At 71.8% G+C, this 14467-nt stretch carries 12 protein-coding genes and 1 pseudogene; 6 read left to right on the forward strand and 7 right to left on the reverse strand.

Annotated features, from left to right (window positions below; all coding sequences use genetic code 11):
* Positions 1-611, forward strand: a 611-nt coding sequence (locus ACWCXB_RS13995) for a hypothetical protein (RefSeq protein ID WP_450722432.1), incomplete at its 5' end; no start/stop codon positions are given.
* 95 nt (positions 612-706) lie between these two features.
* Here ACWCXB_RS13995 and ACWCXB_RS14000 read toward each other — a convergent pair.
* Both ACWCXB_RS14000 and ACWCXB_RS14005 read right to left on the reverse strand, forming a co-directional pair.
* Positions 707-1638, reverse strand: a pseudogene (locus ACWCXB_RS14000) (IS5 family transposase).
* Positions 1639-1691: 53 nt separating this feature from the next.
* Positions 1692-2324: a DUF4232 domain-containing protein gene (locus tag ACWCXB_RS14005; RefSeq protein ID WP_450722434.1), complete on the reverse strand. Its 633-nt coding sequence runs from the start codon at positions 2322-2324 to the stop codon at positions 1692-1694.
* A gap of 297 nt (positions 2325-2621) precedes the next feature.
* Here ACWCXB_RS14005 and ACWCXB_RS14010 point away from each other — a divergent pair, with 297 nt between their 5' ends.
* Complete coding sequence (locus tag ACWCXB_RS14010) at positions 2622-3692, forward strand: permease (RefSeq protein WP_450722436.1); 1071 nt, start codon at positions 2622-2624, stop codon at positions 3690-3692.
* Complete coding sequence (locus tag ACWCXB_RS14015; protein WP_450722438.1) at positions 3689-4477, forward strand: TIGR03943 family putative permease subunit; 789 nt, start codon at positions 3689-3691, stop codon at positions 4475-4477. Before ACWCXB_RS14010 ends, ACWCXB_RS14015 begins: the two co-directional genes overlap by 4 nt.
* A gap of 257 nt (positions 4478-4734) precedes the next feature.
* Here ACWCXB_RS14015 and ACWCXB_RS14020 read toward each other — a convergent pair whose 3' ends face one another.
* Both ACWCXB_RS14020 and ACWCXB_RS14025 read right to left on the reverse strand, forming a co-directional pair.
* Positions 4735-5469 (reverse strand): hypothetical protein, encoded by a 735-nt coding sequence (locus ACWCXB_RS14020; protein ID WP_450722440.1) that lies wholly within the window; start codon positions 5467-5469, stop codon positions 4735-4737.
* The gene (locus ACWCXB_RS14025; RefSeq protein WP_450722442.1) at positions 5466-6176 is read right to left on the reverse strand and encodes an RNA polymerase sigma factor; all 711 of its coding nucleotides are present in this window, start codon (positions 6174-6176) and stop codon (positions 5466-5468) included. Before ACWCXB_RS14025 ends, ACWCXB_RS14020 begins: the two co-directional genes overlap by 4 nt.
* A gap of 192 nt (positions 6177-6368) precedes the next feature.
* On the opposite strand from ACWCXB_RS14025, the gene ACWCXB_RS14030 reads away from it, so the two are divergent.
* The gene (locus ACWCXB_RS14030) at positions 6369-8927 is read left to right on the forward strand and encodes a SpoIIE family protein phosphatase (protein ID WP_450722444.1); all 2559 of its coding nucleotides are present in this window, start codon (positions 6369-6371) and stop codon (positions 8925-8927) included.
* Between the two features lie 234 nt (positions 8928-9161).
* On the opposite strand, the gene ACWCXB_RS14035 is transcribed toward ACWCXB_RS14030, so the two are convergent.
* Positions 9162-10085: a MurR/RpiR family transcriptional regulator gene (locus ACWCXB_RS14035; protein WP_450722446.1), complete on the reverse strand. Its 924-nt coding sequence runs from the start codon at positions 10083-10085 to the stop codon at positions 9162-9164.
* Positions 10086-10214: 129 nt separating this feature from the next.
* Positions 10215-10847 carry a TetR/AcrR family transcriptional regulator gene (locus tag ACWCXB_RS14040; RefSeq protein WP_450722448.1) on the reverse strand — a complete coding sequence of 211 codons (633 nt, stop codon included), beginning with the start codon at positions 10845-10847 and terminating at the stop codon, positions 10215-10217.
* Positions 10848-11112: 265 nt separating this feature from the next.
* On the opposite strand from ACWCXB_RS14040, the gene ACWCXB_RS14045 reads away from it, so the two are divergent.
* Entirely contained in the window at positions 11113-13194 is a 2082-nt protein-coding gene (locus ACWCXB_RS14045) for a SpoIIE family protein phosphatase (protein WP_450722450.1), read from the forward strand.
* Positions 13195-13401: 207 nt separating this feature from the next.
* Here the strand turns inward: ACWCXB_RS14045 and ACWCXB_RS14050 are convergent, their stop codons facing one another.
* Positions 13402-13884: an SPW repeat protein gene (locus tag ACWCXB_RS14050; protein WP_450722452.1), complete on the reverse strand. Its 483-nt coding sequence runs from the start codon at positions 13882-13884 to the stop codon at positions 13402-13404.
* Positions 13885-14005: 121 nt separating this feature from the next.
* On the opposite strand from ACWCXB_RS14050, the gene ACWCXB_RS14055 reads away from it, so the two are divergent.
* Entirely contained in the window at positions 14006-14461 is a 456-nt protein-coding gene (locus ACWCXB_RS14055; protein WP_450722453.1) for a VOC family protein, read from the forward strand.
* Positions 14462-14467 lie beyond the last annotated feature (6 nt).

Consider the following 14467-nt stretch of genomic DNA (forward strand, 5'->3'; position numbering starts at 1 on the left):
GTGGTGTGGAGCCTAGACACCTCCACCACACCGGAGGTCTTCGCCATGATCAAGACCCAGCACTGTTAACAACGCTCGTGATCAATACACCTAGGACCTGTCCTGGCGATCATCCGGTAGGGCGCCTCGGTGATATTTTGACCGGAATCGTGGGAGAGGCGGGCGAATCCGTGGACAGTGACCTGCGGCGTGCGGTCGTCGTGACGCTTGGCGAACTCGGGCGAAGCGATGACTGGCGTGACCGGGCGGATGCCGGTCACAGCCTGGCAGGGTTCGCCGAGATGCAGGAGGCCGTAGAGCCGCTGCTGGGGCTTGTGCTCGACCCTCGTGACACCTTCGTCACCCGGCGGACCGCGGAGGGCTTGCTTCGGCGAAAGGACAGGGCCGGACTGACGATAGTCGCGTCCGCACTGGCAGTCGCCAACGACAACCACGCCGATTGGATCCACACCGCAATCGTCGATGTCTTCAGCGTCTTCTCGGACGACCTGGACGAGGCGCTACGGCTCTGCGAGGAGATGTCGGGCGGCACCGACGATCGTGTTGCCCGGGGGGCCCGTCGGCTGCACGAGAGCCTGGCAGAGATCGATCCCGTTCTTCGCCCCTCATAGCGGGGGTTCGAGCGCTGTTGTGAGGGTGCAGATCCTCGACGACAGGGCAGCGAGGAGCACGTTGTCGGCTCAGTGCCACGGAGCATTCCCGTCGATCATGTTCGGAGCCAGATCGTGAGAGCTGCCGCAGTCGCTGTGCCGAGGTAGACATAACGGCGCTTGTCGTAGCGGGTGGCTACCGCCCGGTGCTGCTTCAACCGATTGATAGCCCGTTCGACGGTGTTCCGTTTCTTGTACCGCTCCTCGTCGAAGCCAGGTGGCCTCCCGCCGCGTGAGCCTTTGCGCAGGCGGGCAGCCTCGCTGTCGGTCTTCTCCGGGATCGTGTGCCGGATGCCCCGGTGCCGCAGGTACTCGCGGCACGGTCCGTTGCTGTATGCCTTGTCGGCCGCGACGCTGTCCGGCTTCTTGCGGGGCCTGCCCGGCCCGGACTTCGGGACGCGGATCTTCTCCAGGACCGGTTTGAACTGCGTGCAGTCTGCCCGCTGGCCGGGTGTGACGATCAGGGACAACGGGCGGCAGCGGCCGTCCGCGCTGAGGTGGAGTTTGGTGGTGAAGCCGCCGCGCGAGCGGCCCAAGCCCTCACCTCCCGCACCACCTCCACCAGGCGGGCGTGCAGGCTCTGCCACGGCGTTTCGTCCTGGTGTTCTGGAACTTCCGCCCCCTTGGAGGCGGGGGCCGGCGGTGGGTCGTTGCGGGCGCCAGCCGCGTGCTGATGCGCCCGCACGATGGTCGAGTCGACCGAGACGTCCCAGTCGATCTCACCCGCCGCGTCCGCTGCGGCCTGGACCTGCTGGAGCAGACGCTCCCATGTCCCGTCGGCCGACCACAGCCGGTGCCGTTCGTAAACGGTCTTCCACGGCCCGAACCGTTCGGGCAGGTCACGCCACTGCACCCCGGTCCGAACCCGGTGCAGAATCCCGTCGATCACCTGCCGGTGATCCCGCCACCGGCCACAACGCCCGTTACTGACCGGCAGGAACGGCCGCAGCCGCTCCCACTCGGCATCACTCAGATCACCCCGCCCCATGTCCACATCAACGCACTGGCCATGAAGCGGTCACATGATCGGCCGGACAAGTCCTAGTCGGCGACCTTCTCCCACGCCGTCGTCCCGAGCAGCCCCGTCTCGCCGATGTCGAGGCCGCCCTCCGGCTGCACCGTCTGGCGCTCGGCGCCGGCGGACGGAGCGATGTCCACGTACACGCCGCTCCCGCGTCGGGTCGCCGCGTCGACGGCCGAATAGCGCCATACGAACACGCTGTACGCCGAGTCTCCGGGCCTCAGTGTGACGGGGTGCGGGCCCGGGTCGTCGAGCTGGGTGATCGGGCCCGGGCCCTTGAGGACCGTCACGTCCATGCGCTTGTGGTCCACGTCCCGGACCCGGACATCGGGGTAGCCGTTCAGTCGCTGGTCGCGCTCGCCGCAGTTGGTGAGCATCACGGTCGTGGCCCGGAGGCCCATGGCGGCCGTCACCATCTCGGTCGACACCCGCACACCCGTGTCCGGGCAGTCCTGCGTGGCCGCGGAAGGGGGCGGCGCGGTGTCGCCCGGCGACCGGGGCCGCTCCCCCTCCTCGGTGCGCGGCCGCTCCCGTGCCCCGGTGCGTGCGGGGTCCGCCTCACGGTCGAGCTCGGCCGCGAGCCCGCACCCGGTCGTCAGGACAGCAGCCACCGCCGTCAGGGCCAGCACACGTGTCACAGGTATGACGGTCATGCCGCGATCATCACATGGCCACTCCCGCATCCCGGCTGTGATCCGGACACGCCCCGAATCGTCCGACGTCGCGGTGGCCAATTCCCGTACGCATCCTGTGGGTTCGAAAAGGTTTCGACCGTGACACTCCATTCTTCCGGCGGCCCGCCAGGCCGACGACTACCGGCGGCTGCTCGGCGCCTGTCTCAACGTCCGGCGCTGTACGTCGTGCAGGAGACGTCCACACCCACAGCCGCGCCCGGAGACGGGCACGGGCACGGGCAATCCGCGGTGCAGGAGAATCTCCCGGCTAGTGTGATGTCTCCCGACGCGACCGGAGCCGATGTGAACGAACCGGACAGGATGGTGAAGGAACGGCGGCTCGACGCACCCGGGCGACCCGAGACAGGCAGTCCTCAGGATCGGCCCGCAGCCGCTTCCCTTGTCGTCGCGGGCGCCGTCTCGGGGTTGACCGTCTGGGGACTCGTGTGGGCCGCGGGCGGAGCCGACTGGCTGACCCACCCCGGCTTTCGGGCCTGGCAGACGATCTGCGTGGCCATCACCGTGCAGGCCCTGCCGTTCCTGATCCTGGGCACACTGATCTCAGGAGCCGTCAACGCCTTCGTACCCGCCCATGCGTTCAGCAAGGTGCTGCCGCGCAACCCGGCGCTCGCGGTACCGGTCGCGAGCGCGGCCGGGATCGTGCTGCCGGGCTGCGAGTGCGCCTCGGTACCCGTGGCCGGGAGCCTCATCCGGCGCGGGGTGACACCGGCTGCCGCGTTCGCGTTTCTCCTGTCGGCGCCGGCCGTCAACCCGGTCGTGCTCGTCGCGACGGCCGTCGCCTTCCCGGCGAACCCCGAGATGGTGGCGGCCCGGCTGGTCGCATCGCTCGGCGCCTCCGCGGTGATGGGCTGGCTGTGGCTGAGGCTCGGGCGGTCGGAGTGGCTGCGGATGCCGGCCCGGCACACCGGCCACCGGCACGGCCACAGCCGGTGGGAGGAGTTCCGCCTGGGCTTCCAGCACGACTTCCTGCACGCGGGCGGATTCCTCGTCCTGGGCGCCATGGCCGCGGCCACGTTCAACGTCACCGTGCCGCGCTCGGTGCTGGACACGTTCTCCGGATCCCCGTGGCTGTCGGTGCTGTTCCTCGCGGCACTCGCGATCGTCCTCGCCGTCTGCTCGGAGGCCGATGCCTTTGTCGCGGCTTCGTTGACGGGGTTCTCGCCCACCGCCCGCCTGGCGTTCATGGTGGTGGGCCCGATGGTCGATCTGAAGTTGATCGCTCTGCAGGCCGGAACCTTCGGCCGGTCCTTCGCGCTCCGTTTCTCGACGGCCACCGCCGTGGTCGCCGTCGTGTGCAGCGCCCTCGTGGGGTGGTGGCTGCTGTGAGGCGCAGCGTCCAGTGCGTACTGCTCCTGCTGGTGGGTGCCGGAGTCCTGCGCGTCTCGTTGTTCAGCGACATCTCGCTGCGCTACGTGAAGCCGGGCCTCCAGCCGCTTCTCATCGGTTCCGGGGCCGTCCTGTTCGTCCTGGGCCTGATCGGCGCCCGGATGGACGGCCTGCCCTTCCGCGGCAGGGGGACGGCCGACGACGAGGACGACGACCCCGCACACGGCCACGGCCACGGTGACGGCGACGGTGTTGGTGACGGGCACGGGCACGACCACTCCCACGGTCCCCGGATCGCCTGGCTGATGCTGCCGCCCGCGCTGGCCCTGCTCCTCTTCGCTCCGCCCGCCCTGGGCTCGTACACCGCGACCCGCGACAACCCGAAGATCGTCGAGGACTACGAGCGCTTCGAACCGCTCCCCGCTCATGGCCCGGCGCCGCTGTCCCTGACCGAGTTCATCGCGCGGGCGCAGCAGGACGACAAGGCGAGCCTCAAGGGCCGGACCGTGACCCTGCAGGGGTTCGTCACTCCCGGCGAGGACGGGACCTGGGAGCTGACGCGACTCCTGGTCGCCTGCTGTGCGGCCGACTCGCAGTCGCTCACCGTCACGATGCACGGTGTCGAGGCGCCGCCTGCCGACACCTGGGTCGAGGTGACCGGTACCTGGCATGCGCACGGCACTCTCGGGACGACCAGCGCGGCCCTCGCACTCGACGTGGCGACTCTCCGAAGCATCCCGGAGCCGCCGAGTCCGTACATCGACAGGGCCCCCGCGGTCGGCTGAATGCGTGGTTCGCGGGCATTGCCGTCCCACAGCCTGTTTCCGCCCGGGCACGCGCTCTGTTCGGCCGCGCCCGGCTGACGGGCGCGGCGCCGGCCGCGACCCGGACGCCGGCGCGGACCGGGACGCGGACCCGGGCGCCGGCGGCACCGCCGAGTCTGAGCGCGAGCCCGAGCTCGTCCAGCCGGGACAAGTGGCCGAGCGCGTCCGCCCATTGGTCGTCGCGGCCGGTGGCGGACAGCGTTCGAACGGCGCTCAGGTCACGGTGCCTTGGACGGCCCGGAGCCGGGCTTCGCATCGGCCGTTCCGCCGGGCTCCTTGTCGGTGCCGTGGGTCTGCTGCTGGTCCCTGCCGCTCCCCGGCAGCTCATCCGGAGCCTGCTTCGGCGGCTGCGGGTGAAGCAGGCGCGCGCAGTAGTCGGCGACGGCGCCCGGGCCGCCCGCGGCCTCCTCCAGACGCTGCCACGCGGTGGCATCCACTGCCTGGCCGTGCCCGGCCTTCGCCTCGTAGACGCGGCAGCGCGCGACGTCGGCCCTCCCCTGGGTCGGCAGGCCGGCCGAGGGACGAACGGACGGCGTGCCCGTCGGCTCCTGCGGACCGTCGTGGTCCGATCCGGCGGGCGCCCCCTGCCTGCCGTGCGAGACGCCGGGTCGCGGGCGCGGCTCCTCTTCATCCGCGCCGAACGGCGCCGGGACCGTGCCTGTCGCCATGGCGACGCCGCCGAGCATCAGAGTGCCGGTGACCGCACCGAGGGCTGTCTTGAACCAGACGGTGCGGCGACGCTGTCCTGTCGTCCGCCAGTCGTCCCCGCGTCGCGTGGGCGCGGACAGGGTCCCAGCATCCCGGGCGGCGCGGAACGCGGAAAGGGCCCGTTGAGCGGCCTCCGCGTCCACAGGTGCCGGCCGTGCCACGGCCGTCAGCAGATCGTCGAGCGTTACGGGCCGCCGCGTGCCGTCCCTGGAGTCCATGGCGTCCCCGGATCGGTTTTCGGTCATCTCGCATCTCCCAGCGCACGCGAGTCCGAATCTGTCACATCGCCCTGTGGGGGCCTGGAGGCGGGCCGCTCGCGGCGCCCGTCACGGCGCCTGCGTCCGGCGTCATGCTCCGGGTCGCTCGCGTGATCCGGGCCGGACGCCGTGACGTACTGCGCCAACCGGTTCAGGCCCCGGTGGGCCGCGGACCGTACGGCCCCGGGCCGCTTGCCCAGCACCCGCGCCGCCGCGGCTGCGTCGAGGCCGATGACCGTACGCAGCAGCACGGCCTCCGCCTGCTGGCGGGGCAGCGTCGCGATGAGGGCGAGGGCCTGCTCCGTCGTGATGCTCTCCAGCGCCTCGGCGGCCGTGTCCTGGATGCTCGGCAGCTCGTACAGGTCCTGCTCGAGCAGCGTCCCGCGCGGTCTGCTCCGCCGGCGGCGCAGATGGTCGAGGGCCCGGTTGCGCGCGATGCTCGCGGTCCATGCACGAAAGCCCGCGCCGTCCCCCCGGAACCGGCCGAGATCGCGGGCGATCTCCAGCCACGCATCGGCGGCGACGTCCTCCGCGTCGTCGGCGACCAGGCCCCGCAGGAAAGTGAGCAGTCGCGGATGTACGAGTCGGTAAGCGGTGGCGAACGCGGTCTCGTCCCCCTGCTGCGCCCTCGCGACGGCCGCGCCGAGCTCCGCGTCGTGGACCGTCCCACGGCGCTCGCTCCCCCATTTGTTCACATGTTCCTCTTTGTCACGCCGTCACGGCCACGCTCACGGCTCGCGTCCCCCTAGAGGTCTGCGTCAGGAGCGACATATGTGTCACAGATGTCCGGGCGTCGGCGCCCGGTCCGGTCACCGACTTGTGACCGGGTTTCCGTAGAGGAGACTGGGGAGCAGGGAAGACGTCGACGCAGGGCGAGGCTGGTGGCCATGGGTGCACCGGACGTCGGACAGGGCACGAGCGGGCGCGACGCGTACATGGGGCCCGGCTGGGCTCGTGTCGTGGTCGACGCGCGAGGTGTCGTGACCGGATGGAGCGCGGCTGCCCAGGAGTTGCTCGGCTACCCGGCCGACCGGGTGCTGGGGCGCCCGGCGGCCGACTTGCTGGCCACGGCCGTGGAGCGGGCGCACGAGCCTGGCCACGCGGAGAACGACGCTCAGGGTGGCGCGAAGGGCGGCGCGGAGGCCGGCGCGGAGGGCGGCGCGATCCTCGCACGGCACCGCGACGGAAGGCTCGTGCCCCTCCGGCTGGCCATCCGCGCCGAGGAACCGGCCGAGGCAGTGGGTGCGGCCGGTGCCCCGCGCTGGGCGATGATGCTCGCCCCTGTGGGGTCGCGGGAACCGGTGGAGCGACCGCGGGAGCCGGAGGGACCGCGGGAGCCGGAAAGGCCGCGGCAGTCGGAGATGGCGCGGCAGTCGGAGATGGACCGGGCGCTGCTGGAGGCGCTGTTCACCCAGTCGCCGGTAGGGCTCTTCGTCGTCGACCCGGAGCTGCGGCTGGTGCGGTTCAACGCCGCGGCGGAAGGGATGCAGGGCACGATCGCCTCGGAGGGGATCGGGAAACGGCCGAGCGAGGTGTGGCCCGACTTCAGCGCGGAGTTGGCGGAGCGCATCCTGAAGCAGGTGCTGGAGACGGGTGAACCGGTGATCGGCTTCGAGAAGCACGGCAGGCCGCCCGGTGACCCGGGTCACGTGCACGTCCACTCGGTCTCCGCGTTCCGCCTCGAGGACGCCGACGGCCGGGTCCTCGGCGCGGCCGACGCCGCGGTCGACGTCACCGACCGCTACCGCGCGCAGCAGCGGCTGGCCGTGCTCGCCGAAGGCAGTGCACGTATCGGCTCCACCCTCGATGTGATGCACACCGCCCAGGAGTTGGCCGAAGTGGCGGTGCCCCGGCTGGCCGACAGCATCGCGGTCGAGGTACTCGAACCCGTACTCATGGGCGAGGAGATCGCCCCCGGCCCGGCGCCGCCCGGCGCCGTGCTGCGCCGTGCGGCGTCGCTTTCCCGTCGGCACGGCGTACCGCCCGGTGTCTACGCGGTCGGCGAGGAGAGCACGTTCCCCCTCGTCGCACCTTCCGCCCGGGCCCTCGCCGATCTGCAACCGCGTCTGGTCAGCCCGGTGACAGCGGACAGCGACTGGGTGCTCCACGATCCCGTCCGCGGCAGGCGGATGCTGGAGGAGAACGTGCACTCGCTCATGGTCCTGCCGCTGGTCGCCCAGGACCGTGTCCTGGGCATCGCCACTTTCTACCGCTGGGGTGAGCAGGGTCCCTTCCAGCAGGACGATCTGACGCTGGCCGCCGACCTCAGCCGGCGCACTGCCCTGTGCCTGGACAACGCCCGCCGCTACCTCCGCGAGCACAACTCCCTCTTGGCACTGCAACGCAGTCTGCTTCCGGGTGAGTTGCCGCAGAGCAACGGGGTGGAGGTGGCCCATGAGTACGTCCACGCCGGCACCGGGGGCGGCTGGGTCGACGTCGTGCCGCTGTCGGGAGCCCGGGTCGCGCTCGTGGCCGGCAGCGTGCCCGGACGCGGCATGGGGTCCGCCGCCGCCATGGGGCGGCTGCGCGCGGCCGTGCACACACTCTCGGACCTGGACCTGGAGCCGGACGAGCTGCTCGCCCGCCTGGACGACCTGGTGCACCGTCTCGCCAGTGGCGACTCCCAGGGCGGCGTCGGTGAACGGCAGCCCGACGAGACCTCCGGGGCGCGTCCTGAGGGCGAGGAGGCCGGGTGCACCTGCCTCTATCTGGTCTACGACCCCGTCTCGCAGCGCTGCTCCGTGGCCGGGGCGGGCCATCCCGGCCCCGCTGTCGCCCACCCGGACGGCACGGCCACGATCCTGCACGTTCCGTTCGCCGCTCCCCTCGGCCTCCCCGGGCCGCCGTTCGGGAAGACCGAGGTGACGTTGCCCCAGGGCACGGTGCTCGCGCTCTACACCGGCGGGCTCCTGCAGGCGCACCAGGGTGACGGGAACGAGGCCCGGCTCGCGGACCTGCTGGCCCGCTCGCCCGGCTCCGTGCAGGAGACGGCCCGCATGCTCATCGAGGCGCTGGTACCGGATCGCGCCGACGAGGACGCCGCCGTCCTCGTGGCCCGTACACACGCCCTGGGCTCCGAGCGGGTCGCGTCGTGGGACCTGCCGGAGGACCCGGCCATCGTCTCCACCGCCCGCTCGCTCGTCACCCGCCAGCTCGCGTCGTGGGAGTTGGACGAAGCGGCGTTCGCCACCGAGCTCATCGCGAGCGAGCTCGTCACCAACGCCATCCGGCATGCCAAGGCACCCATCCGGCTGCGTCTGATCCGCGACCGCGTCCTGACCTGCGAGGTCTCCGACGGCAGCAGTACGGCCCCGCGGCTGCGGCACGCCCGCACCACCGACGAGGGCGGTCGTGGCCTGTACCTGGTCGCGCAGTGCTCCGAGCGTTGGGGAACGCGTTACACGCAGCAGGGCAAGACGATCTGGACCGAGCAGAAGATCGCCTGATCGCCACTGAAGGCGTTTGCCGGCGGCCCCGGCCCAGGGGTCGACCGGGGCCACCGGGGATCGGGCACTCCGAGGGGAGCGAAGTACCCGATCAGAACACCGTGGGGCCGACGAGGAGGAGTGTCGTCCACAGTGCCAGAAGCAGTAAATATATATACCGCCAAGTAAGCAAGGGTATGAAAAATTTCATGCTGGGAGTTGGCCTGAAAGTTCCGGGCCCGGCGCAGGCCGCCGTCAGTGATCGAGGAAGAAGTCGTGCTGCTCCGCGGCCTGTTCGTACTTCTCCAGCCGAAGCTGCGTGCGCTCGGGGTCGGCGTCGGCCATGGCCTGAAGGATCGCCGCGGAGAGGACGCCCGGCGCCGCGTACGAGTCGAAGACGAGACGGGATCCGGTGCCGGCGGTGAGCGCCACGTCGGCCTCCTCGACGAGGGGGCCGAGCGTGAGGTCGGTGATCAGGGCGACGCGCAGGCCCGTGCTGCGCGCGGAGCGCACCGCCGCAAGCGTCTCCTTGGCGTGCCGCGGCATCGCGAAGGCCAGCACCCAGGTCCCGCCCGCCTCCCGGGACTGGAGGAGCGCGTCGTAGGCCACGCTGCCGCCGCGGGAGACCAGGCGTACGTCCGGGTGGATACGCCGGGCCGCGTAGGCGAAGTACTCCGCCAGCGAGGCGGAGATCCGCAGCCCCAGGATCGTCAGGGGGACCGACCTGGCCAGTTCGCGGCCGAGAGCGAGCACCTCGTCGGTGTCGGCGAAGACGCGGCGCAGGCTCTCCAGGTTGCCGATCTCGGCGTCGACAGCGGCCTGGAGCTCGTTGCGGCGGAGCTCGTCCCCCGTGTCCGGGGAGCCGGCGAGCGCACTCAGCGCGATGGGCTGGAGGGCTTCCCTGAGCGCCGGGAAACCACTGAAGCCCAGCGACGACGCGAAGCGCGTCACCGACGGCTGGCTCACGCCCACCCGGTCCGCCAGGTCCGTGATCGACAGGAACGCGGCCTCGGTCAGGTGGTCGGTGATGTACTGCGCGATGCGCCGTTGCCCGGGAGAGAGACGGTGACCGCCGAACAGAGCGCGGACCTTGTCCGCGGGGGACGGCTCCGTGTCCGGGGTTTGCCGGCCCGGCGTGATCGCAGACGCCTGTGCGCGCGCCTGCTGCCCTGATGGCACCGTGTGCCTCCTTCTTGTCCCATTCGTGCTCAACATAGCGCGACCCGCACCGCGGTGACCGGGTCCGTCGTCCGCCGGTCCGCCCCCTCCTCGGGCGTTCGGGCCGGGGGCACCGGGCCCTCAGGGGCCTCAGGCCGAGGCGAGCAGCGCACGGGCCTGGTCCCGCGCGGCGCCGAGCGGGTCGGGGAAGACGTCGAGGCCGTACGCGACCAGCGCCCCTTCGTGCAGCAGCATCAGCGCCCGGCCCAGCCTCTCCGCCCGGCCTGGGACGCTCGGGGCGATGCCGCCCGGGTCGCTCGGGGAGATGTCGCGGACCAGTCCGGTGAAGAGCGCGAGCATCCACGCCTTCTGGCCGGCGATGATCCCGTACGCGGGATGCCGCGGGTCGTCGATCTCCGCATGGGCGTTGACCATGCCGCAGCCGCGGGTGCCGTGCCGCACCGACCAGTCGCGGGAGGCGTCGAAGACGGCGAGGACCCGGCCCTCGGGCGAGTCCCCCGCGGCCGCATCCAGGCGCTCGGAGACGAACTCCCGCCAGCGCTCGTCCCGCGCGGCGAGATACTCCACGACCAACTGCTCCTTGGAACCGAACCGGTCGTAGAGGGTCTTCTTCGTGACCCCCGCCGCGGCGGCGATCAGATCGACGCCGACGGCGTGGATCCCGCGCTCGTAGAAGAGTTGTGAGGCGGCCTCCAGGGCGCGGCGTGCTCCGGGGGTCATCGCGATGCGGCGCGGGGCCGAGGTCGGTGCCGGGCTGCCCATGGCGCCGAGTATACCGATCGGTCTAGCGCGCCGGTCCGAGCCGATCCCCACAGCGGGCCGTGCTCCTTCCGGACTTTCCGGCCCGGGGCGTACGTACCTCCGAAGTGGTCGGCCGGCGGGACCTCCGGATCACACTCCGGGGACGAACCGCACGCGGGGGGTGCGTGTCCATGGTCGCGGAGGGAGTATGGAACGCGCGCGGATCCGGTGGGGCGGGCAGGTCCGCACAAGCACGCCGTGACGGCGTCGGGAGGAGCGGCTAGGGATGGGTGGCACGGACGCGTTCTCCACCGGCCCGGCCGCGACCGGTCAGGTGAAGTTCGGGCCTGCCCCGCCGGGCGGGCTGCTGGACGTCCTGCAGATGGCGGCGGTCGTACTCGACGAGTCGGGCAGGATCTCCCTGTGGAGCCCCGCTGCCGAGGAGCTGCTCGGCTACACGCCGGAGGAGGCACTGGGCCAGTACGCGGCCCAGCTGCTGGTCGCCGACGAGCACGTCGATCTGGTGCTCGGCCTCTTCGCGCAGGTCATGGGCAGCGGCCAGAGCTGGGCCGGAGTCTTCCCGGTCCGGCACAAGGACGGCGGCATCCGGCTCCTCGAGATGCGCAACATGCGGCTGCAGGACGTGCACGGCCGCTATTACGCGCTCGGCCTGGCCGCCGAGCAGGCCACGCTGCGCCGTGTGGAACGGGACCTCGCCCTGTCCGTACGCCTCGTGGACCAGTCCCCCATCGGGCTCGCCGTCCTGGACTCCGACCTGCGCTACGTGGCGGTCAACCCGGCACTGGAACGGGTCAACGGGATCCCGGCGGCGCAGCAGATCGGCCGGCGGGCGGACGAAACGCTCCCGTTCCGGGACGACGGCACCATCGAGGCCGCGATGCTGAAGGTCCTGGAAACCGGGAAACCGCTGCTGGACCGGCAGGTCCTCGGCAGCACGCCGGCCGACCCGGACACCGAGCAGGCCTGGTCGGTTTCGCTGTACCGGCTCGAGGACCCCAGCGGGCGGATCCTGGGGGTCGCCGCATCGGTCGTCGACGTGACGGACCGGCACCAGGCGGCCACGGAGGCGGAGCGGGCCAGGCACCGGCTCGCCATGGTCGCCGATGCGTCGGTGCGCATCGGCACCACGTTGGACCTGCGCGAGACCGCCCGGGAGCTGGCCGAGGTCGCCGTGCCCGAGCTCGCCGACATCGCCGCCGTGGACGTCCTGGACTCCGCCGTGCAGGGCCGTCGCGAAGAGATCCCGGCGGGCGGCACCGCGGTCCTGCGCGCCCTCGCCGTCGCCGCGGCCCATCCCACCCCCGCGTTCCGCGCGGCCGATCCTCCCGGCGAACTCGCCCGCTACGACTCGGACCGCCTGGTCACGAAGTGCGTGCAGACGGGCGAGCCGGTCGTGGTGCCCCATGTGGGCGAGGCGGACCTGCCGGGCATCGCGCGCGACGCCGAGGCCGCCGTCCTGCTCGCCGAGGCCGGCGTCCACTCGTATCTCGCAGTGCCGCTGATCGCCCGTGGTGAGGTGCTCGGCGCGCTCGATCTCAAAAGGTTCAGCAATCCGCTGCCCTTCGACGCCGACGACGTCGTCCTGGCGTCCGAGCTGGCCGCCCGGGCGGCGGTGTGCATCGACAACGCCCGCTGGTACCAGCAGCAGCGCAACACCGCGCTCACGCTGCAGCGCAGTCTGCTGCCCCAGAAGCCGCCTCCCGTGGTGGGCCTGGACGTCGCGTCCCGCTACCAGCCCGCCGGTGCCGCCGGAGAGGTCGGCGGCGACTGGTACGACATCCTGCCCCTGAGCGGTGACCGGACCGCCCTGGTGGTCGGCGACGTCATGGGCAGCGGCATCAACGCGGCCACCGCCATGGGGCAGCTGCGCACCGCGACCCGGACGCTGGCCGTGCTCGACCTCGACCCGGCGCAGGTGCTGCGACACCTCGACGCGGTCACCATCGGCCTCGAGTCGCACATCGCCACATGCCTGTACGCCTGCTACGACCCGCACCAGGCACAGTGCACCATCGCCACCGCCGGCCATCTGCCGCCGGTGCTGGTACGGCCCGGCCACGCACCGCGGCTGCTCGAACTGCCCACCGGCGCACCGCTCGGCGTCGGCGGCGTCCCGTTCCGCGCCGTCACCGTCGGCCTCGACCCGGGCGACCGGCTCGTGCTCTACACCGACGGGCTCGTAGAGACCCGGGACCAGGACATCGACGTGCGCCTCGACGTGCTGCTCGGGCTGCTCGACGACCCGCGTCCGGGGCTGGAGGAGACGTGCGACCGGCTCCTCGATGCCCTGCGCAGCGGGACCGGCCAGGACGATGTGGCGCTGCTGATCGCCCGCGTACGCGACTGACGCACGGCGGCTGACGGTCCGCACCGACGCACCGCGGCCGACGGAGCGCACCCGACGCACCGCGGCCGACGGACCGCACCCGACGGACCGCGGCCGACGAGCAGCGGCCGACGCACCGCCGCCGACACGGCGCACACGGGAAGTGCCCCGGCCCTGTCCGGGCCGGGGCACTTCGTGGAGCGGGACCCCTCCGTGGAGCGGTGCGTGTCAGTGCAGCGGGTCGATGTTCGAGCGGCCGCCGCGCCGGGCCGTGGAGAGGCGGCGACCACCGGACGTGCCGGCGCCGGCCGTGGCGGCCATGGCGAGGCCGAGGCACAGAGCCACGACGCCGACGATGACGTTGCTGACGATGCTGCGGGTCGTGGCGACGTTCCCGGCGACCACCCACGGAGCGATGATCGTCCATGCTCCGATGGCGATGGCGGACCAGGCCATGGCGTGGGTCCGCTCGTACGCCGAGCCGAACCCGCCCATGCACAGGGCGTAGGCGACGCCGGTGATGAGGTTGCAGACGGCCAGCGTGGTGAGGCCGTTGAACCCGGCGATCCACGGCGAGGCCGCCAGGTAGAGGCCCGTGAGCAGGGCCAGAGTCTCTATCGCCTGGGCACGGGGCGTGGTGGTCGCCCGTTCGAAGCGGGCGCGCATCTCGGCCAGGTCGGGATGTTGCTCGATGCTCGGGTGCGTGGTCATTGCGGGCCGCCTCCCTCGGAAGCCTGAATTGACCCTTTCACCTGCAATGAAACGCTTTTTGTACCGTTCCGGTCAACGGGCTCGGAGGGTGGTTGTCGGACCCGTCTGGGAGGCTCCGGGCATGGAGACGACACTGCAGCTGACGATCGACTGTGCCGACCCGCGAAGGCTCGTCGCCTTCTGGTGCGAGGCCCTCGGCTATGTGCCCGAGCCGCCGCCGGGCGGGCACGCCACCTGGCGGGACTACTGGGCGGACATGGGGGTGCCCGAGGAGGAGTTGACCGACGGTGCGGGGGATGCGCCGGAGTCGATCGTCGATCCGGAGGGGCGGGGGCCACGGGTGTGGTTCCAGCGGGTTCCGGAGCCGAAGACGGTCAAGAACCGGGTGCATCTGGATCTGAAGGTGGGCGGCGGCCGGGCCGTGCCGGTGGCGGTCCGCACCCAGCGGGTCACGAGCACGGTGGAGCGGCTGACGAAGGCCGGCGCCACCGTGCTCCGCGTCATGGACGAGCCCGGCATGGAGTACTACGCGGTGGTGCTGCAGGACCCGGAGGGCAATGAGTTCTGCGTCGTCTGACGCCGT

This window comes from Streptomyces sp. NPDC001514, from assembly GCF_053597075.1.